Source organism: Bacillus sp. FSL M8-0350, assembly GCF_038593345.1.
Classification (GTDB): domain Bacteria; phylum Bacillota; class Bacilli; order Bacillales; family Bacillaceae; genus Bacillus; species Bacillus safensis.
Genome location: NZ_CP151985.1, coordinates 2,685,839 through 2,706,044, shown reverse-complemented (window position 1 = coordinate 2,706,044; position 20,206 = coordinate 2,685,839). Strand labels below are relative to the sequence as shown.

Genomic DNA, 20,206 nt, shown 5'->3' with positions numbered 1-20,206 from the left:
GAGACGGCTGAAATGGCTCAGCCGATGGAGGATTAAAACATGACAGACAAAAAGAAATTAGTACTAGTGGATGGAAACAGTCTCGCTTATCGAGCCTTTTTTGCTTTGCCGCTATTATCAAATGATAAAGGCGTCCATACAAATGCCATTTATGGCTTTGCGATGATCTTAATGAAGATGCTCGAGGACGAGAAGCCAACCCATATGCTTGTCGCATTTGATGCGGGAAAAACAACGTTCCGCCACGAGACATTTAAAGAATATAAAGGCGGAAGACAAAAAACGCCGCCAGAGCTATCAGAACAAATGCCGTTTATCCGTGAGTTATTAGATGCCTATCAGGTGAAAAGGTACGAGCTTCCTCAATACGAGGCAGACGATATTATCGGGACATTGGCTGTGGAGGCAGAAAAAAACGGCTTTGAAGTCAAAATTTTCTCAGGAGATAAGGACTTAACGCAGCTCTCAACAGACCATACGACGGTGGCAATTACGAAAAAAGGCATTACAGAAGTAGAATATTACACACCGGCTCATATTGAAGAGAAATATGGCCTGCGCCCAGATCAAATCATCGATATGAAAGGTTTGATGGGAGATTCCTCAGATAATATCCCAGGGGTGCCGGGTGTAGGTGAAAAAACAGCGATTAAATTGTTAAAGCAGTTTGAAACGGTTGAAAACCTGCTTGAACATATTGACGAAGTCAGCGGTAAAAAACTCAAAGAAAAGCTTGAAGAATATAAAGAGCAAGCGGTGATGAGTAAAAAACTCGCAACGATTCTTGTAGAAGCGCCAATTGATGTATCAAGCAAGGATCTCGCATATGAAGGTCCTCATATGGATCAAGTGATCTCTCTTTATAAAGAACTAGGCTTTCAAACGCTGCTAGAGCGTCTAGGAGAAGCACCGGAAACAGGTGAACAGGTCGAAGTAGAAGCATTAGAAGTGAAAAAAATGACCGAAGTAACGGATGAGATGCTGACAGATCAAGCTGCTCTTGTGGTAGAGCAGCTTGGAGATAATTATCATGAAGCAGATTTGATTGGGTTTGCGATCCATAATGAAAATGGTGCGTTTTTTATCACGAAAGAAGATGCGCTTCAATCAGATGCATTTAAACAATGGGTACAGGATGAAACGAAGAAGAAATGGGTCTTTGATTCAAAAAGAGCAGTTGTCGCCCTCAGATGGCATGATGTCGATCTAAAAGGTGTCGATAACGATGTTCTGCTCGCTTCCTATGTCGTCAACCCTCAGAAATCGTATGAGGACGTCGCAAGTGTGGCGAAGGAATATGGTCTTAACATCGCTCTTTCTGATGAAAAAGTGTACGGAAAAGGAGCAAAGCAGGCGATTCCACCTGAAGATGAACTGAAGGAACATCTTGGGCGAAAAGCAGCGGCGATCTCTGCTCTGCATGATTTAACACTTGAAGCGCTAGAAAAAAATGATCAGCATGAACTATATGAAGACTTAGAGCTGCCGCTTGCCCTCATCTTAGGTGAAATGGAATCCCTTGGCGTAAAGGTAGATATTGAGCGCCTAGAGAAGATGGGTGAAGAGTTAACGAAAAAGCTGAAAGAATATGAAGAAACCATTCACCGCTTAGCAGGTGAAACGTTTAACATCAATTCTCCTAAACAGCTTGGCGGGATTCTTTTTGAAAAATTAGGCCTGCCGATTATTAAAAAGACCAAGACGGGCTACTCGACATCTGCGGATGTTCTTGAAAAGCTTGAAGATAAGCACGAGATCATTCGGTCCATTCTGCATTACCGCCAAATTGGAAAGCTCCAATCGACCTATGTGGAAGGCTTAATGAAAGTAACGCGCAAGGATACCCATAAAGTGCATACACGATTTAATCAAGCGCTCACGCAAACAGGAAGACTAAGCTCAACAGATCCAAACCTTCAAAACATCCCGATTCGTTTAGAGGAAGGACGAAAGATTCGTCAAGCATTCGTCCCTTCAAAAGAAGGCTGGCTCATGTTTGCTGCTGACTATTCTCAAATTGAGCTGCGTGTACTCGCTCATATTTCTCAGGACGAGAATTTGATCGAAGCGTTTACGCAAGATATGGATATTCACACAAAGACAGCGATGGACGTGTTCCATGTCTCAGAAGAAGAAGTGACTTCCTCTATGAGAAGACAAGCCAAGGCAGTCAACTTCGGAATTGTATATGGAATCAGTGACTATGGATTATCTCAAAATCTTGGGATCACAAGAAAAGAAGCAGCTGCCTTTATCGAACGCTATTTAACAAGCTTTAAAGGCGTGAAAACCTATATGGAAGAGATCGTGCAGGAAGCGAAACAAAAAGGATATGTCACGACGCTTCTCAAACGCAGAAGGTATATCCCGGATATCACAAGCCGTAATTTTAATATCAAAAGCTTTGCTGAACGAACAGCCATGAACACACCGATCCAAGGAAGTGCAGCTGATATTATTAAAAAAGCCATGATTGATATGGCGCGAAAGTTAAAAGAAGAAAACTTGCAGGCAAATCTTTTATTACAGGTGCATGATGAATTGATCTTTGAAGCACCGAAAGAAGAAATTGCCATACTTGAAAAAATTGTCCCTGAAGTCATGGAAAATGCACTTCAGCTAGATGTGCCGCTAAAAGTTGATTTTGCTTCAGGCCCATCTTGGTACGACGCAAAATAATTAGAGAGAGAAAAAGGAGCGAGGAGCATGCCGGAATTACCAGAAGTTGAAACCGTCCGGCGCACACTCAAGCGGTTAGTCGAAGGAAAAACGATTGAAACGGTCGATATTAAATGGCCAAATATCATCAAACGTCCTGGGGAGCCGGAAGAGTTCGCAAGAAGGATGGTAGGAGAAACGATACAAACCATTGAAAGAAGAGGGAAGTTCCTGCTCTTTCATTTAGACCATTACGTGATGGTCTCCCATTTAAGGATGGAAGGGAAATACCGTGTACATGAAGCGCATGAGCCATACGATAAACATGTCCACGTTGTCTTTACGTTTACAGACGGTACTGAGCTTCGGTATCATGATGTGCGTAAATTTGGCACGATGCATTTATTTCAGCCGGGTGAAGAAGAAAAGGAACTCCCGCTCTCACAGCTGGGATATGAGCCTTTTGATGATCAATTCACTCCGGAATATTTATGGGAGCAATTGAAAAAAACATCCCGTGTGGTCAAAACAGCGTTACTTGATCAAAAGATTGTCGTGGGACTAGGTAATATTTATGTAGATGAGGTTTTGTTTAAAGCGGGCATTCATCCAGAAACAAAAGCGAATCAGCTCAGCCTTGAATCCTGTAAAGTGCTTCACAGGCATATTATCGATACACTTCAAGTGGCGGTAGATGCAGGAGGCAGCACGATTCGATCATATATCAATTCACAAGGTGATATTGGAACATTTCAGCTGCAGCTTCTTGTGTATGACCGGCGGGGAGAGCCTTGTCAAACATGCGGAAGCATCATTGAGAAAACAGTAGTCGGAGGGCGCGGCACTCATTTTTGTGTAACCTGCCAAAAACGTCCTCAATAAAAATCAGCCATCAGCATGCTTCCTTTTTGCTGTGCATACGATAAAAAACATTCATTTTTCAGCAAGGTGTAGACTGACACACAGCCCACCTGCTCTTCATATAGTGAAGAAGAGTCTAAGGACGCCTAGAGACTCTTGATCATCGTTGCATGAACAGAAAGGAAGAGTTCAGGTATGATTTCGATTTCGCTCCTGTTTTTAGCTATTGCAGTCAGCATTGACAGCTTTTCTGTAGGCTTTACGTATGGCCTTCGTAAAATGAAGATTCCATTTAAAGCGATTGTCATTATTGCATGCTGTTCAGGGATTGTGCTGCTCATTTCCATGCTGATTGGCAGCCTGCTGACGACATTCCTCCCTGTCTCAGTGACAGATAAACTTGGTGGAGGCATTTTGATCGCCATTGGACTTTGGGTCCTTTATCAATTTTACAAACCAGCGAAAGAGCGTGATTTGCTTCTTCATGAAAAGACATTGCTTAATGTGGAAGTGCAGTCACTTGGTCTTGTCATTCAAATTTTGCGAAAGCCGACAAGTGCAGATATTGACCGTTCTGGGACGATCAATGGAATGGAAGCGGTGCTTCTTGGGATTGCTTTATCCATTGATGCATTTGGCGCAGGGATTGGCGCTGCGATTCTAGGCTTTTCTCCAATTGTCATGAGTATCACTGTGGCCGTGATGAGCTCACTTTTTGTGTGTATCGGGCTCCGTGCCGGTCATTACTTGGCCAATTGGCGCTGGATCGATAAACTTGCATGCTTACCAGGGCTTCTGCTCATTTTAATTGGGGTGTGGAAGCTGTAAAGGAGGAAATCAATTGACGCTTGTCATTGGATTAACAGGCGGGATTGCTAGTGGAAAAAGCACCGTCTCGCAAATGATAAAAGAGCAGGGCATCAGGGTCGTGGACGCAGATGTCATTGCAAAAGAAGCGGTTGCCAAAGGTACACCAGCTCTTCAACAAATCGTTCAAACCTTTGGTGAGGATGTTCTTCTGCCAAATGGGGAGCTGAACCGGCAGCAGCTTGGAGCCATCATTTTTTCTGATGAAGAGAAAAGAAAGCAGCTGAATGCGATTGTTCATCCTGAAGTGAGAAAAGAAATGCTCAAACAGCGAGAGGAAGGGGTTAGTCAGAAGGAAACCTTCGTTGTCCTCGATATCCCGCTTTTATTTGAAAGTCAGCTGGAAAGCCTCGTCGACCGCATCATTGTGGTGTATACAACGCCCGAATTGCAGCTGTCGCGGCTCATGAATCGAAATGACCTCAGCGAGGAAGAAGCGCTGAATCGTATTCACTCTCAGCAGCCTCTTGAGGAGAAATGTAAAAAAGCAGACCGCGTGATAGAGAACACACAAGATCTCGCGTTTATTAGAAAGCAATTGCAGAACATATTAAATGAATGGGAACATACAGATAAGTAAGAGTACATACACGTACTCTTCTTTTTTTATGCTTTATTCTGATTTCCTTTGAAAAGAACAGCCCTTTTTAGAAAATATACGTTTATATACTGGCAATTACATTCTAATGTGATATACTAATTTCATAAATAAATTTATTGAGTATAACACATAATAGAGGAGTGACCTGTTCATGAAGGTAAAAGCAGCGATCAATGGGTTTGGCAGAATTGGACGCATGGTCTTCAGAAAAGCAATGCTTGATGATCAAATTCAAATTGTAGCGGTGAACGCAAGCTATCCTGCCGAAACGCTAGCACATTTAATTAAATATGATACAAATCATGGACGTTACGAATGTGATGTGACAGCAGAAGATGACGCCTTGATTGTGAATGGCAAAAGAGTTCTTTTGCTTAATAATAGAGACCCAAAGCAGCTTCCATGGGGAGAGCTTGGGATTGATATCGTCATTGAAGCAACAGGTAAATTTAATTCAAAAGATCAAGCGATGGGCCATATAGATGCCGGAGCGAAAAAAGTCGTTCTAACAGCTCCAGGTAAAAATGAAGACATTACGATTGTGATGGGTGTCAATGAGGATGATCTTGATCCTGAAAAGCACGTCATTATTTCAAACGCATCTTGTACAACAAACTGTTTAGCACCAGTTGTGAAACTGTTAGATGATGAATTTGGCATCGACAATGGTTTAATGACAACGGTTCATGCTTATACAAATGATCAAAAAAATATCGATAACCCGCATAAGGATCTGCGCCGGGCGAGAGCATGTGCTCAGTCCATTATTCCAACTACGACGGGTGCCGCTAAAGCGCTTTCTTTAGTGCTTCCGCACATGAAAGGGAAATTACATGGACTTGCACTTCGCGTACCAGTTTCCAATGTGTCGATGGTTGATCTTGTCGTTGACTTGAAAAAAGATGTGACAGCAGAAGAAGTCAATGCAGCCTTCTCGAATGCATCTAAAACATCTCTTGCCGGTATTTTAGATTACACAGATGAGCCGCTTGTCTCTACGGACTTTAACACAAACCCTTATTCAGCAGTTGTTGATGGACTGACAACGATGGTAATGGAAGGGAGAAAAGTGAAAGTTCTTGCATGGTATGACAATGAATGGGGTTATTCATGCCGAGTGGTTGACCTTGTAAAGTTTGTCGGCGCACAGATGAAAGAGCTGTCTGCTGTTTGAAATGAAGAAGACGATCGTCCCTTTTCAAGAAATGAGAGAAAATCCCACTAAAAACACAGCTTGCAAAATGGGTCTAAACAAAGTATACTATTTTTCGTGAACTTCTTGTTCGCAGACTCATTCGGGTATACTTAAAGGGTTAGGACCTCTTAGGACTAACTTTCCCCCGTGGTATATGTCCGGTCCGGCTGCTTAGAACTTCACTCTTTCATTCTTGTTTAAAGGGGGGTCCATGATGGAAACAATCGGACGTCACGTTATCTCCGAGCTATGGGGATGCGACTGTGATAAACTGAACGACATGGATTTTATTGAAAAAACGTTTGTAAATGCAGCTTTGAAATCAGGAGCTGAGGTAAGAGAGGTTGCTTTTCACAAATTTGCACCTCAAGGAGTAAGTGGAGTTGTCATTATTTCTGAATCTCATCTGACAATTCACAGCTTTCCTGAACATGGTTATGCGAGCATAGATGTTTATACTTGCGGTGACCTAGATCCGAATATTGCAGCAGATCATATCGGAGATGAATTAGGTGCTGAAACAAGAGAAAACATCGAAATTCCTCGAGGCATGGGACCTGTACAAGTAAAACAGGCACAAGCCAAAGCACTGTAAACATAAAAAAGATAGCAATGGGAGCTGGCCAAAAGCATTGAATGCCTTTGTGTTATGCTCCTTTTTATATTTATTTAATAAAAAATCCAACATTCCCCAGCTTGTCTATACTTTTGTTCTAGGAAAACAAAGGTTTTTTTTATAAAATAAAGAAAGAGGCATTATGGCAAAGGGGATACGTGTATGACTTTAAGACAAAAGTTTAAACGGTTCATGTCAAACCATACAGAAACATCTGACGAGCATCCAGTGTCAGAACTGAAAAGCCATTACTACAAATCGACGAATGCACAAGTTTTTCAAGCGGTGGAAACCATTCTTTCCCAAAGCGATTCTTATCAAGTGACATCTGTTTCAGCAGAACGAGGTGAAATCAGCGCAAACATACGATTGCCGAAAAAAGCCTTTCTCGTGGCGACTGTCATTTCAATTCGTCCTTTTGAAACAGCTGTCGATTTTAATGTAACAACAGAAACGGCCCTGCCAACAGATTTCGGCTATAGTCAAAAGACCGTTCTGTCCCTTTATGATGAACTAGACAAACAACTTCCAAGAATAGATCGGAGCTGATGAAATGAAATGTCCCACATGTCAGCACCTTGGCACAAGGGTGCTTGATTCAAGACCAGTAGATGAAGGGAAATCCATCCGTCGCAGAAGAGAGTGCGAAAGCTGCCAATATCGCTTTACGACGTTTGAAAAATTAGAAGAATTACCGCTGATTGTGGTGAAAAAAGAAGGAATTCGAGAAGAATTCAGCCGCGAAAAAATGCTGAGAGGACTCATCAAAGCGTGTGAAAAGCGTCCTGTCGCTTTAAAGCAGCTGGAGGATGTCTGCTTTAATATTGAAAAAGAACTGCGCAATCAAGGCATGTCAGAGGTGAAAAGCGAGCTTGTAGGTGAAATGGTCATGGACGAGCTGGCGAAAATTGATGAAGTGTCATACGTCAGGTTTGCCTCGGTTTACCGGCAGTTTAAAGACATCAATGTCTTTATTGATGAATTAAAAGACCTATTAAAGAAAGAACGCTAAAAAGAGCTGGAGATTCTTCATGCTCTTTTTCCTGCGTAAAGCGTAAAACGCAAAAAGAGTGTACAATGGAAACAATCGCAATTCATGGGGAGGATCAGCATATGACAGAGCATTGGAAGGAAGTGCTAGCCGTCGATCCGTATGTCGTCAAAAGCGCTTCATTGCTCGGTGACATCGATAGACAGCTCATCACTCTTTTATATCAGCCGCTTATTGGCATGTCCGCTTTCAGCTTATACATGACGCTGTGGGGAGAGCTGGAACAAAATCGTATGTGGGGGAAACCTGCACCTCATCGGCAGCTCATGGTCATGCTGCAAACGAATTTAAATGATATTTTTGAGGAACGTTTAAAGCTTGAAGCGATCGGCTTACTCCGCACATATGAACAGGAAACGGAAGAAGGCAGACTGTTTACATATGAGCTTGTACCGCCGCTAAGACCAGATGAGTTTTTCCAAGATGGTATGCTGAATGTCCTGCTGTACCATCGTGTAGAAAAAGCAAAATATATGCAGCTGCGTGATTATTTCTCTTATCCGGGTGTTCCTGCAGAAGCAAAGAACATTTCACGGTCATTTGAAGAAGTGTTTCACGTATTGCAGCCAGGCGAGCGCAAGATGACAGAAGAAATTCATCAGGCGTCATCGCTTGATCAAGGCTATGAATATGTGACCGTTGGATCGAGTCAGCCGGCACCGCTCTCGGACGAATCCTTTGATTTCGATCTATTATTAGCCGGTATGTCTGACATGATGATTCCAAGAAAGGCTTTGACAAAGCAGGTAAAAGAAACAATTAAGAAGTTAGCTGTTGTATACGGCATCACCCCGCTTCAAATGCAAAATATTGTAGCAGGTGCATGCGGTTCGGATCAAATGATCTCAACAGAAGAGCTGAGAAAAGCAGCAAGAGACTGGTACCAAATTGAATACAGAGGCGAACAGCCAAAGCTGATTGATCAAAAACAGCCAAGACACTTGCGCCAAGATGCTTCAAAGACGCAGGCGGCAGATACTCCAGATGCAAAATTGATTGAAAAGCTGGATCATATTTCGCCTAGGGAGCTGCTAAAAGACATGGCAGATGGCATTGAGCCAACATATGCCGACTTAAGAATTGTCGAAGATATCATGATCGAGCAGCAGCTAGAGCCAGGTGTCATGAATGTTCTCATCTACTATACATTACTCAAAACAGATATGAAGCTGTCGAAAGCATATATGCAAAAAATCGCTTCTCATTGGGTGAGAAAGAAAATCAAAACCGTTGCTGCGGCCATGAAAATTGCCAAAGAAGAGAACAGACAAATGACAGAGTGGGCGCAACAGAAAAAGCAGCGCAGCCCATATGGTTCAGGAAAAGTCGTCCGGGAAGAGAAACTGCCTGACTGGATGAAAGAAACCGAAACAAAAGAACAGCCGGCAAAAGAGCAAACGGACAATCTGTCTACAGAAGACCTTGAACGAGAAAAAGAAAAACTGTTAGATCAGTTTAAAAATATGAAAAAGTACAATGCACATTAAGGTGAGGTGAGTTGGGATGAAACCGATCGGTCGTTCATTTGAACAGCTAAAAGGACGAGTAGATTTTCGCGTGAGATACAATCAGATTAAAGAAAGTGTGTTGTCTGATGAAGATGTGAAGGCATTTTTACAGAAGCATCAAGAAGAGATACATGAAGACATGATCAATCGCAGCTTGAACCGGCTCTTTGAATATGTGCAGCAGTCGAAGGGCTGCTCTTACTGCTTAGATGACGAAAACGTCAATGCCATTTTAGATGGGTATCACCCGAAGCTTGTGATCAAAGGTCAGAGTATTGATATTGAATATTCCCCTTGCCTGGTCAAGCTGCGGCTCGATAGACAGAAAAAACAGCAAGAGCTGATGAAAAGCATGTATATTCCGCAAAATGTCCTTCAAGCGACGTTCGCTGATCTGAACGTTGTGGGAAGACAAGAGGTCATTCAAAAAGTAGGTCAATTCCTCCAAAGCTATGATGAGACTGGAAAAGGAAAAGGCTTGTATTTACACGGAAAGTTTGGAGTAGGAAAAACGTATATACTAGCAGCTATTGCGCAGCAGCTAGCGGAAAAAGAGTACCCATCTCTCCTTGTTTACGTGCCTGAATTTGTAAGAGAGTTAAAAAATTCATTAGCTGATCATACGCTAGAAGAAAAGCTGAATATGGTTAAATCCACTCCTATTTTAATGCTTGATGATATTGGGGCAGAATCGATGACAAGCTGGGTGCGGGATGAACTGCTCGGTACGATCTTACAATACCGTATGGCAGAACAGCTGCCGACATTTTTCTCTTCTAATTTCTCACCAAATGAGCTGAAGCATCACTTTACGTACTCACAGCGGGGGGAAAAGGAAGAGGTCAAAGCCGCTCGTTTAATGGAACGGATTCTCTATTTAGCAGAGCCTGTCTTGCTCGAAGGAGAAAACCGCCGTCATTTATAAAAGCGTATGTCACCTGAAGGAGGAGCAATTGAAATGAACAAAAGAAAATGGCTGCTTTTTCTTGTGATTGGCATTCTTGCTGCTGCGCTGTGGTGGCTGAATAAACAGCATCTTCAGCTGGCGCCGAAAGATGTGAAGAATTGGGTGCTTCAATTTGGAATGCTGGCTCCCTTTGTTTTTCTTTTCTTATCTCTTTTCCGCCCGTTTGTTCTCGTCCCGATTACGGTCTTTTCGCTTGCGGCGGGTTTGGCATTCGGCAGTGTCCTTGGGACGATTTATGCCCTCATTGGAGCGACAGCCGGGGCAACAGGCTCCTTCATGATTGCTTCAACCTTTCGAGCAAAAAAGAAGGAAACGGAATCAAACAGCCGGAAGCTGAAAGCGGTGACGTCCCGCATTCAGGAGCATGGATTTCTTTATATTTTGTTATTGCGTATTGCACCGATTCACTTTGATTTTGTCAGCTATGCGGCAGCTGCTTCACGTGCAAATTATCGTGCATTTGTGACAGCCACCTTTTTAGGCTTAATACCGGGGACAATTGCGTTAAATGTTCTCGGCTCAAGCTTTGTCAGCGGCAATTATGCCGCCTTAGTGGTTGTTTGTTTGATTTATTTGATCTTTATCTCTGTTCCACTCATTTTAAAAAGAAAGATGCCTGATTTATTTTAGGCGTCTATTTTTTATGTTCCCCCCATATATATGTAACAGATGTCGTTAGGGGGGACAAACATGCTTGAAATAATCTTTGAAGATGAATATGATACCGCCGCTTTTTTACATCTTGCTGAACACTTAGACAGTCGGCATCACATGTCAATTCAACAAGGGAAAGACCGGCTTCTCATAGAGGCGAAGGAATCCGAAGAAGCACTTGAGCACATTGTGCGGCCATTATTGGTTCACTTTTTTTTGGAATGCAAAGAAAATGAGCGCATGCGCAGCATCCTTGAAAACACCTATTTGTTTAAAGATCCTGAAGAGCAGCACCAAATTCTTTCCATCGCACACAGTATCATGAACGGGGATTTAGATGATATTCCCGGCATTCAGCAAGACCCGTCAAGAGAAGCCCTTTTAAAAAAGGAGCTTGAGGCGATTTCTTTACAGCAAGGCGTTTTTTCAATTGGTTCATTTATGACATTTAGGCTGTCAGAGTATGACCGAAGGCTGAAGAACTATGTTGAAGTGTCCATTGAAGAATACAAAATGGAGCAAGAGTATCAAAACTTCATTCAATCGCTTCGAGACTATGTGATGGCAAGAGAGCCTAGGCTCGAAAAAGTACATGTTGTGCATCAGGAACGCCTGGTGATTTGGGAATTTCGCTACGCTTCTGAGCGTGATCAAAAACAATACATAGACAGACAGTTTGTAAGAGAGCATCCAATGTATATTGATTCGCAGCTGATTGCACCGCTTGTCTCCATTGCACCGCAAAAAATTGACCTATTTACAAATGATACAGGTCACTCGATGGTGCAAACCATTCAAAATATTTTTCAAGAAAGGGTCGAGGTGTTCCCGTCTCATTCATTCCAAGAGCAGAATGTTCAATTTGTACATGCTCATTTCAACAAGAAAAGTGAAAAGCTTTCTTGATTTTCACGAAAAAACGTTTTATAATACGGTGTAACTTCATACAGAGACCGTATTGATAAGGACATGAACAAATGAACACCCGCTTAAAGAGAGGGAAGCCGCGGCTGAAAGCTTCCTAGCAGAGGACCATTTGCTTTACCACCTTTGAACATCAGCTGTGAACTTTTTAGTAATGGCTGACGGGAATTCCCGTTATCGAACCGCAAGCCGTATTTGCTTATGAAAAAGCAAGATGCAAATACGGGAAAAAGGGTGGAACCACGATTCCGTTTATTCAACCTCGTCCCTTTCCAGGGGGCGGGGTTTTTATATTGCCAAAAAAAGGAGTGACCAGAGATGTCAGAACAAATTCAACTTACATTTCCAGATGGAGCAGTCAAGGAGTTTGACAAAACAGCTACAACAGAAGACATCGCGGCATCAATTAGCCCGGGCCTAAAGAAAAAAGCACTTGCCGGTAAATTGAACGGTAAAGAAATAGATCTGCGTACGCCGCTATTAGAAAGTGGAACAATCGAGATCATCACAGATAAAAGTGAAGAAGCACTCGACATTATGCGCCACAGCACAGCTCATTTGCTAGCGCAGGCGATCAAACGTCTGTATGGAAAAGAGCATCACGTTCAGTTTGGCGTAGGTCCTGTCATCGAAAATGGCTTCTACTACGATGTAGACATCGATGTTGCCATCACACCTGAAGACTTACCAAAGATTGAAAAAGAAATGAAGAAAATCATTAACAGCAATCTGCCAATTGAGCGAATTGAAGTATCAAGAGAAGAAGCGAAAAAACGCTTTGAAGCGATTGGTGATGAATTGAAGCTTGAACTGTTAGAGGCGATTCCAGAAGGTGAAGCTGTGACAATTTATGAGCAGGGTGAATTCTTTGACCTCTGCCGCGGGATTCACTTGCCGTCTACAGGGAAAATCAAAGAGTTTAAATTGTTAAGCCTTGCCGGTGCATACTGGAGAGGTGACAGTAACAACCAAATGCTTCAGCGTATTTACGGAACAGCTTTCTTCAGCAAAGAAGATTTAAATGAGCACTTACGTCTGCTGGAAGAAGCGAAAGAGCGCGATCACCGTAAGCTTGGAAAAGAGCTGAAACTGTTTGCGAATTCCCAAAAGGTTGGTCAAGGACTTCCGCTTTGGCTGCCAAAAGGCGCTACAATCCGCCGCGTCATTGAGCGTTACATTGTCGATAAAGAAGTGCGTCTTGGCTATGAACATGTGTACACACCAGTTCTTGCAAGTGTTGAATTGTATAAAACATCAGGACATTGGGCGCATTATCAAGAAGACATGTTCCCAGTAATGGAAATGGACAACGAAGATCTTGTTCTTCGTCCGATGAACTGTCCGCACCATATGATGATTTACAAAAACGAGCCGCACAGCTATCGCGAATTGCCAATTCGTATTGCAGAGCTTGGTACAATGCACCGCTATGAAATGTCAGGTGCCTTATCCGGCCTTCAGCGTGTTCGCGGTATGACATTAAACGATGCACACATCTTTGTTCGTCCAGATCAAATCAAAGACGAGTTCATCCGTACAGTTCGCTTAATTGAAGAAGTGTATCAAGACTTTGGCTTGAATGACTACACATTCCGCTTATCTTACCGTGATCCGGAAGATACTGAGAAGTATTTCGATGACGATGCGATGTGGAATAAAGCACAATCGATGCTGAAGGATGCAATGGACGAGCTTGGTCACGACTACTATGAAGCAGAAGGCGAAGCGGCATTTTATGGGCCGAAGCTTGATGTACAAGTAAAGACAGCTCTTGGAAAAGAAGAGACATTATCCACTGTACAGCTTGATTTCTTACTTCCAGAACGCTTTGATCTCACATATATCGGAGAAGATGGAAAGCACCATCGTCCAGTCGTAATTCATAGAGGCGTTGTTTCTACAATGGAACGTTTCGTTGCCTTCTTAATTGAAGAATACAAAGGAGCCCTTCCAACATGGCTGGCACCTGTACAATTCCAAGTCATCCCAGTTTCACCGTCTGTTCATTTAGACTATGCGAAAAAAGTACAAGAACGTTTGCAGCTTGAAGGTCTTCGTGTAGAGCTTGACAGCCGCGATGAAAAAATTGGGTACAAAATTAGAGAAGCGCAAATGCAAAAGATTCCGTACATGCTTGTCGTCGGAGATCAAGAAGCAGAAAATGGCGCTGTCAATGTAAGAAAGTACGGGGAACAAGATTCAGAAACAATGGATCTTGAAGCCTTTGTGAAACATGCAGTAGCAGAAGCAAAGAAATAATAAGCAAAGCCAGTGATTCTCTTTAGGTCACTGGCTTTTTTCTTTTTGGAAAACACCTCCACTAGTGATCCAATTCCTAAAAAGAGACGTTTAGATAGTACAAAAGTAAGGGTAAGTATGTACTATTGGTTCGAGACAAATTGGGGGAATGAAAGCGATGATGCAAACAACAAACAATTTATCGTCACATGTATTGGAGCAATCAGCTGTTCTTCGTGCATTAGAGCACTCGCTGGCAATGATTGAATTTAATGTGACAGGTGAAGTTCTATGGGTGAACGATATTTTTGCAAAAGCCATGGGATATTCTAAAGAAGAGATGATCGGTCTTCAACATAGACAGCTCTGTCCTCCGCACATTACAGAACACACAAGCTATCACATGTTTTGGAAGCGTTTGAGAGAAGGTCAAGTTTTTCAAGAAAAAGTGCAGCGGATCACGAAAAACGGCAGCAGCTTATGGCTTGAAGCGACATATTCACCTGTTCGAGATGAAGAAGGAACTGTAGTAGGTGTTGTGAAAGTGGCGACAGATATTACGGAGAGAGAACATACAATGAAGCAAGTCGTAGAAGACTTAAAGGAGATGTCTGCAAAATTAATGGAACGAGCAGAAGTTGGCATTCAGCATAGTCAAAGTGTCAATGCCTCCTTTGATCATATAGCAAACGAAACCGATCAAAATATGAGCTTGCTAAAAGGATTAACCGAGCAGGTAGAGTCCATCAGCTCCATTGCTGCAAGCATTAACAGCATTTCTTCACAAACCCAGCTGCTCGCCTTAAATGCGGCAATAGAAGCGGCACATGCGGGTTCCTATGGAAATGGCTTTAGTGTAGTGGCAGCAGAAATTCGAAAGCTAGCGACAAATTCAAAAGAAGCGATCGTCAAGGTAGATCAATACGTGAAGGCGATTCATGCAGAAGTAGAGAAAGTCAGCAGCGGAACAAGCCGGGCAAAGACAACCGTGTTTACTAACCGGGATCTTGTAAAGCAGGCAAGTGAGGAATTCATCATTGTAGGAGAAGCAGCACGCGGCTTAGACCGGCAAGCGCAAAGTCTAGCGGCAATCATATAGCTCTAAGACTACAAAAACACCCAATCTCGTCGTCAGGAGAAGGGTGTTTTTTTGTTCTATTTTAATATATCAAACAATTCATGTAAGTCTTTGATTTCATAATCAGGCGTCACATCTGTTTCGTTTTTCTTGCCATGGCGATTGATCCAAACGGTTTGGATGCCAGCGCGAGATGCGCCGAGAATATCTGTTTTCGGATTATCTCCAACCATGATCACTTCGTCTTTTGTTAGGTTTAACAGCTGAAGGCAGTGCTCAAAGATACCAGGATCGGGTTTGCCTTTTCCGTAATCTCCTGAAATCACGATTTCGTTAAAATAAGGGGCAAGCTCAGGAACACCTGCCAGTTTTTCCTTTTGAAGGCTAGGATCTCCGTTTGTTAAAAGGAGCAATTCGTAGCTGCCTTTCAGGCGGTTTAAAACAGGGTATGTTTCTTCATAGACATAGGGGCGTTTTCTGCGTTCAGCTGCAAAGAAATCAGCCAAATATTGACCAAATGCCTCATCGTCAATTCCCGCTGTTTTTAAGCCATTGGTCCAAGCGTTTTTGCGATACTCTGGTGCTAGGGCGTTCAGCTTTTGAAAGCCTTCGCTAATCGGTTCACTAAAATTCGACCACAGTCCTTCGAAAGGATTAATGCCGATCATGACAGTATAATCATATGTTTCATAGGAAGAGTACAGCTTTCTTGCTTCTTCACGTACAATCTGTTCAAACGATTCTGGATCAAGTCCATATTTCTTTTCCGCTTCCCGGCAAGTTTCTTGAAAAGTTGTATGAATGCTTTTTTCGTCCCAAAGCAAAGTATCATCTAAATCGAAAAATACGGCTTTCATGATCTTCTCCCTTGTTATGTATGTGTTACCTTCAACTGCAAGTGACAGGCTCAAGTTCATTTTACAATAGAAGAAGGGGCCAATAAAGAAAAGATTTGAGAGATCTTTGATCATTGACCGCACATGATAGAATAGAAAGACAGTAGATATGACATACATCATTTGAGGTGGCCGGTTTGCTTCATTTAATTATCATGATGATCGAGCGTGTGGGGATCATCGTTATTTTAGGATTTGTGCTTGCTCATGTGAAGGGCTTTCGCAATCTATTGCTACATAATCAAGGGTTTCGGAAAAAGGCAATCCTTGTCTTCATTTTTGCTTCTTTTAGTATTATCAGCAATTACACAGGTATTGAAATCCAGCAGCAAATTGTCATGAATCATGAGTTTTCTTATCATCTCGGCTCGTCAAGCTCTATCGCCAATACGAGAATTATGGGGATCGAAATGGGTGGTTTGATCGGGGGGCCGTTTGTAGGGATTGGCGCAGGGCTTTTAGCTGGAATCCATCGTTATTCCCTAGGAGGAAGCACCGCGCTCAGCTGTGCGATTTCTTCCATTTTAGCGGGTGTCATTGCAGGCTATGTCGGCAGCAGATTTAAGCGGAGGAATCGAATGGTCACACCTCGCCAAGCAGCTCTTTTTGGTGTAGCGATGGAATCATTGCAGATGATCATTATCCTTCTGTTTGCAAGGCCATTTGCGGATGCATGGGGGCTTGTCAGTATCATCGCTTTGCCGATGATCTTTGTGAATGGAATCGGCAGCTTTATCTTTTTATCTATTTTACAGTCAGTCATTCGGCAAGAAGAGCAGGCAAAAGCGATGCAGACACATCGAGTATTTTCGATCGCCGATCAAACACTGCCTTTTTTCCGCCAAGGGTTAAATGAACAGTCATGTAAAAGTGTGGCGGAGATCATTCATCGATTGACTGAAACAGATGCGGTCTCCTTAACAGACACAGAAAAGATTTTAGCGCATGTCGGAGATGGAGCAGATCATCATATTCCATCTAAAAGCCTGATTACGGGGCTGTCGAAACAAGTATTGATGAGCGGCAAGATTATGAAGGCACATTCGAAGGACGAAATCAATTGTTCAGTCGCTCATTGCCCTCTTGAAGCCGCAATCGTGCTGCCGCTCACTTCTAACGGTCAAACGATTGGAACGTTAAAAATGTATTTCAATTCTCCGGTCGGATTAAGCAGGGTGGAAGAGGAGCTTGCAGAAGGTTTGGCGATGCTGTTTTCCACACAGCTTGAGCTTGGGGAGGCGGAAACTCAAAGCCGCCTGCTAAAAGATGCAGAAATTAAAGCACTTCAAGCACAAGTGAACCCGCACTTTTTATTTAACGCCATTAATACCATCTCTGTTTTATGCAGAACCAATGTGGAGATGGCAAGGAAGCTGCTGCTGCAGCTAAGTATTTATTTTCGTTCAAATATGCAAGGTGCCCGCCAGCTGCTGATTCCAATGCATAAAGAGATTCAGCATGTGGAGGCATATTTATCACTCGAACAAGCAAGGTTTCCAAATAAGTACCATGTGACCTTTCAAATTGAAAAGGAGCTGGAGCAGGTGATGATTCCGCCCTTTGTGCTTCAGGTGCTTGTTGAAAACGCAGTGAGACATGCTTTTCCTAAACATCAAACGAATTGTGAAGTCATCGTATCCGCTTTGATGAAAGATGGGCATGTTTATATGAAAGTGACAGATAATGGACAGGGGATTGAAGATGATAAGATGGCTCAGCTATTAAAAGCGCCTGTCAAATCACTAGAAGGAACAGGGACGGCCCTTTTTAATTTAGATCAGCGGTTAAGAGGAATTTTTGGCAGACAAGCCGCTTTATCCATTCATAGTGACCAAGGCACTGACATCTCATTTCGCATTCCGATGGACTATGTAAAAAAGGATGATTCTCGTTGATGAAAGTATTAATCGTAGATGATGAAGTGTTAGCAAGAGATGAATTAAAATACTTATTACGAAGAACGAAAGAGGATGTTCAAATAGAGGAAGCAGAAAATATAGAATCTGCTTTTGACCGGATGGTCGACCATAAGCCGGATCTGCTCTTTTTAGACATTGATTTATCTGGTGAGAACGGATTTGATATTGCCAAAAGGCTCAACCGGATGTCTGATCCGCCAGCGGTTGTATTTGCGACAGCCTTTGATCAATATGCGCTGAAGGCGTTTGAGGTAAGTGCGCTTGATTACTTAACAAAACCATTTGATGAAGAGCGGCTGCTCCAGACCATCCAGAAGTTTAAAAAATGGAAATCTGTTGAGACGCAAGAGCACCAGCTGTCAGATGAGAAAGCGCCCCGCCAGCAAAAATTAGCGATCTCAGTCGATGACTCAATTGTGATCCTGCAAGTTGAAGAGATCATGTATGTAGGACTCAGCGAGGGGAAAAAGGTCGTGAAAACAAAGAATCACATGTATGAGGTCTCAGAACCGCTTGTGGTCATTGAAAAGAAACTTCCTGAGGCATACTTTATGAGGGTTCATCGCAGCTATATCGTGAATACCTCTCATATGAAAGAAGTACAGCCGTGGTTTAATTCGACGTATAATCTGCATATGACAGACGGTTCCATCATTCCTGTCAGCCGTACATATGCGAAAGAATTAAAGAAGTCGCTCCTGCTAGAGTAGGTGGGCTTTTTTTGTTTGTATTTCAATACTCGTTTTTTGCATTTCAGTCATTGAATCCAGCGAGTTTTATTGTAAACGCTTCATTCATTTATTTCATGCCCTATACTGAGGGCAGTCGAAGAAAGAGGTGAAGGGGCATGAGTGCCACGAAAGTATATGGATTTCTATCTCAAGCATTTATTTTTGCAACCGTAATGTTCGTTTCTAATCTCATTTCAATGTATTTACCGATTCCGATGCCCGCATCCGTCATTGGTTTGGTTCTATTATTTGTTTTGTTAACAACGAAAATCGTCAAACTAGAGCAGGTGGAGCAATTAGGTACATCATTGACAGGACTCATTAGCTTTCTATTTGTTCCCTCTGGGATCTCCGTTATTCAATCATTAGGTGTCATGCAAGAAGTAGGTGTGCAAGTCGTCGGTGTCATTATCATTGCAACCATTATGCTACTTGCAGCGACAGGGCTGTTTTCGCAGCTTCTCATGCAATTATCAGAAAGACCGCAGAAACGTAAAGAGACAAAGGAGAGTAAATCTGCTCCTTCTCATTCAAATAAACCAGCTTCAAGTACGCATTAAAGGAGAGATGCAAAATGGGTACAAGTACGATGAGCCCTTATTTTGGCATTGTCGTCTCATTGGTCGCTTTTGGAATAGGGACATTCTTATTTAAAAAATCAAAAGGCTTTTTCTTGTTCACCCCGCTGTTTGTGGCGATGGTACTAGGCATTTTATTTTTGAAAGTTGGCGGTTTTTCCTACGCAGATTATAATGAGGGCGGCAAGATTATCAAATTTTTCTTAGAGCCTGCCACGATTGCTTTCGCTATCCCGCTTTATAAGCAGCGAGCCTTGCTTAAAAAATATTGGTGGCAAATTTTATCTGCTATTTTTGTAGGTTCACTTTGTTCTATTACGATCGTATATCTCGTAGCAAAAGGAATTCATTTAGATGCGGCTGTGATGAAAAGCATGCTTCCACAAGCAGCGACAACAGCGATTGCTCTTCCAATTGCAAAGGATATTGGCGGAATCGCAGATATCACAGCCTTTGCGGTCATATTTAACGCAGTCATTGTCTATGCACTAGGTGCTTTCTTCTTAAAATTGTTTCGCATTAAAAACCCAGTGGCAAAAGGTCTTGCACTTGGTACTTCAGGACATGCGCTTGGGGTTTCTGTTGGAATTGAGATGGGAGAAGTAGAAGCAGCGATGGCAAGTATCGCCGTTGTAGTCGTAGGAGTTGTGACCGTTATCGTCATCCCAATCTTTATGCAGTTGATTCTTTGATGCCGTCATGGTGTGAAAAAGTCTTGCCCAATTCGTCTCATCATGTTAAACTGAAAAAGTTGTTTCAAGAGTTCGGTTACTTGACGGACTAATGAAAATTGTGTAGAATAGTTAACGAATTGAATAGATATCACAAGCAGAAGCACCCGCTTCTCACCTGATTGACACATGT

At 42.6% G+C, this 20,206-nt stretch carries 19 protein-coding genes and 2 other annotated features (1 of these 21 only partly in view); of the genes, 18 read left to right on the top strand and 1 reads right to left on the bottom strand.

What is annotated here, in order from left to right:
• Positions 1-39: 39 nt before the first annotated feature.
• The 14 genes from polA (at position 40) to NSS80_RS14110 (ending at position 15,239) form a co-directional block, all read left to right on the top strand.
• Positions 40-2,679, top strand: a complete 2,640-nt coding sequence (gene polA, locus NSS80_RS14175; RefSeq protein ID WP_342498330.1) for a DNA polymerase I — start codon at positions 40-42, stop codon at positions 2,677-2,679.
• A gap of 27 nt (positions 2,680-2,706) precedes the next feature.
• Positions 2,707-3,540 (top strand): DNA-formamidopyrimidine glycosylase, encoded by an 834-nt coding sequence (mutM, locus tag NSS80_RS14170; protein ID WP_024426140.1) that lies wholly within the window; start codon positions 2,707-2,709, stop codon positions 3,538-3,540.
• 174 nt (positions 3,541-3,714) lie between these two features.
• On the top strand, positions 3,715-4,347 hold the full coding sequence (ytaF, locus tag NSS80_RS14165) for a sporulation membrane protein YtaF (protein WP_025092255.1): 633 nt from the start codon (positions 3,715-3,717) through the stop codon (positions 4,345-4,347).
• A 13-nt stretch (positions 4,348-4,360) separates the two neighbouring features.
• On the top strand, positions 4,361-4,966 hold the full coding sequence (gene coaE, locus NSS80_RS14160; RefSeq protein ID WP_024426138.1) for a dephospho-CoA kinase: 606 nt from the start codon (positions 4,361-4,363) through the stop codon (positions 4,964-4,966).
• A 172-nt stretch (positions 4,967-5,138) separates the two neighbouring features.
• On the top strand, positions 5,139-6,161 hold the full coding sequence (locus NSS80_RS14155) for a glyceraldehyde-3-phosphate dehydrogenase (RefSeq protein WP_024425707.1): 1,023 nt from the start codon (positions 5,139-5,141) through the stop codon (positions 6,159-6,161).
• 235 nt (positions 6,162-6,396) lie between these two features.
• Positions 6,397-6,777 carry an adenosylmethionine decarboxylase gene (speD, locus tag NSS80_RS14150; RefSeq protein WP_003216492.1) on the top strand — a complete coding sequence of 127 codons (381 nt, stop codon included), beginning with the start codon at positions 6,397-6,399 and terminating at the stop codon, positions 6,775-6,777.
• A 183-nt stretch (positions 6,778-6,960) separates the two neighbouring features.
• On the top strand, positions 6,961-7,347 hold the full coding sequence (locus NSS80_RS14145) for a hypothetical protein (protein ID WP_061109456.1): 387 nt from the start codon (positions 6,961-6,963) through the stop codon (positions 7,345-7,347).
• A 4-nt stretch (positions 7,348-7,351) separates the two neighbouring features.
• A complete protein-coding gene (gene nrdR, locus NSS80_RS14140; protein ID WP_003216720.1) occupies positions 7,352-7,810 on the top strand; it encodes a transcriptional regulator NrdR in 459 nt (152 codons plus the stop codon).
• Positions 7,811-7,911: 101 nt separating this feature from the next.
• The gene (locus tag NSS80_RS14135; protein WP_340892024.1) at positions 7,912-9,336 is read left to right on the top strand and encodes a replication initiation and membrane attachment family protein; all 1,425 of its coding nucleotides are present in this window, start codon (positions 7,912-7,914) and stop codon (positions 9,334-9,336) included.
• A gap of 16 nt (positions 9,337-9,352) precedes the next feature.
• Positions 9,353-10,282: a primosomal protein DnaI gene (gene dnaI, locus NSS80_RS14130; RefSeq protein ID WP_034279671.1), complete on the top strand. Its 930-nt coding sequence runs from the start codon at positions 9,353-9,355 to the stop codon at positions 10,280-10,282.
• A gap of 33 nt (positions 10,283-10,315) precedes the next feature.
• Positions 10,316-10,954 carry a TVP38/TMEM64 family protein gene (locus NSS80_RS14125; protein ID WP_024426136.1) on the top strand — a complete coding sequence of 213 codons (639 nt, stop codon included), beginning with the start codon at positions 10,316-10,318 and terminating at the stop codon, positions 10,952-10,954.
• A 60-nt stretch (positions 10,955-11,014) separates the two neighbouring features.
• On the top strand, positions 11,015-11,884 hold the full coding sequence (gene ytxC, locus NSS80_RS14120) for a putative sporulation protein YtxC (RefSeq protein ID WP_125587149.1): 870 nt from the start codon (positions 11,015-11,017) through the stop codon (positions 11,882-11,884).
• A gap of 43 nt (positions 11,885-11,927) precedes the next feature.
• Positions 11,928-12,175 (top strand) — a binding site (T-box leader).
• A gap of 45 nt (positions 12,176-12,220) precedes the next feature.
• Positions 12,221-14,161, top strand: a complete 1,941-nt coding sequence (thrS, locus tag NSS80_RS14115) for a threonine--tRNA ligase (protein WP_024426134.1) — start codon at positions 12,221-12,223, stop codon at positions 14,159-14,161.
• Between the two features lie 157 nt (positions 14,162-14,318).
• A complete protein-coding gene (locus NSS80_RS14110; protein WP_034279678.1) occupies positions 14,319-15,239 on the top strand; it encodes a methyl-accepting chemotaxis protein in 921 nt (306 codons plus the stop codon).
• A 56-nt stretch (positions 15,240-15,295) separates the two neighbouring features.
• On the opposite strand, the gene NSS80_RS14105 is transcribed toward NSS80_RS14110, so the two are convergent.
• Positions 15,296-16,075: an HAD family hydrolase gene (locus tag NSS80_RS14105; protein ID WP_265192756.1), complete on the bottom strand. Its 780-nt coding sequence runs from the start codon at positions 16,073-16,075 to the stop codon at positions 15,296-15,298.
• A gap of 176 nt (positions 16,076-16,251) precedes the next feature.
• Between NSS80_RS14105 and NSS80_RS14100 the strand changes: the two genes are divergently transcribed.
• From NSS80_RS14100 to lrgB, 4 genes are all read left to right on the top strand, one after another.
• Positions 16,252-18,009: a sensor histidine kinase gene (locus tag NSS80_RS14100; RefSeq protein ID WP_268421577.1), complete on the top strand. Its 1,758-nt coding sequence runs from the start codon at positions 16,252-16,254 to the stop codon at positions 18,007-18,009.
• Complete coding sequence (locus NSS80_RS14095; RefSeq protein WP_024425717.1) at positions 18,006-18,743, top strand: LytTR family transcriptional regulator DNA-binding domain-containing protein; 738 nt, start codon at positions 18,006-18,008, stop codon at positions 18,741-18,743. Before NSS80_RS14100 ends, NSS80_RS14095 begins: the two co-directional genes overlap by 4 nt.
• 137 nt (positions 18,744-18,880) lie before the next feature.
• Positions 18,881-19,324 carry an antiholin-like murein hydrolase modulator LrgA gene (gene lrgA, locus NSS80_RS14090; protein ID WP_024425718.1) on the top strand — a complete coding sequence of 148 codons (444 nt, stop codon included), beginning with the start codon at positions 18,881-18,883 and terminating at the stop codon, positions 19,322-19,324.
• A 14-nt stretch (positions 19,325-19,338) separates the two neighbouring features.
• Positions 19,339-20,034, top strand: a complete 696-nt coding sequence (gene lrgB / locus NSS80_RS14085; protein ID WP_024425719.1) for an antiholin-like protein LrgB — start codon at positions 19,339-19,341, stop codon at positions 20,032-20,034.
• 128 nt (positions 20,035-20,162) lie between these two features.
• Positions 20,163-20,206 (top strand) — a sequence feature (ribosomal protein L20 leader region) (it continues 88 nt past the right edge of the window).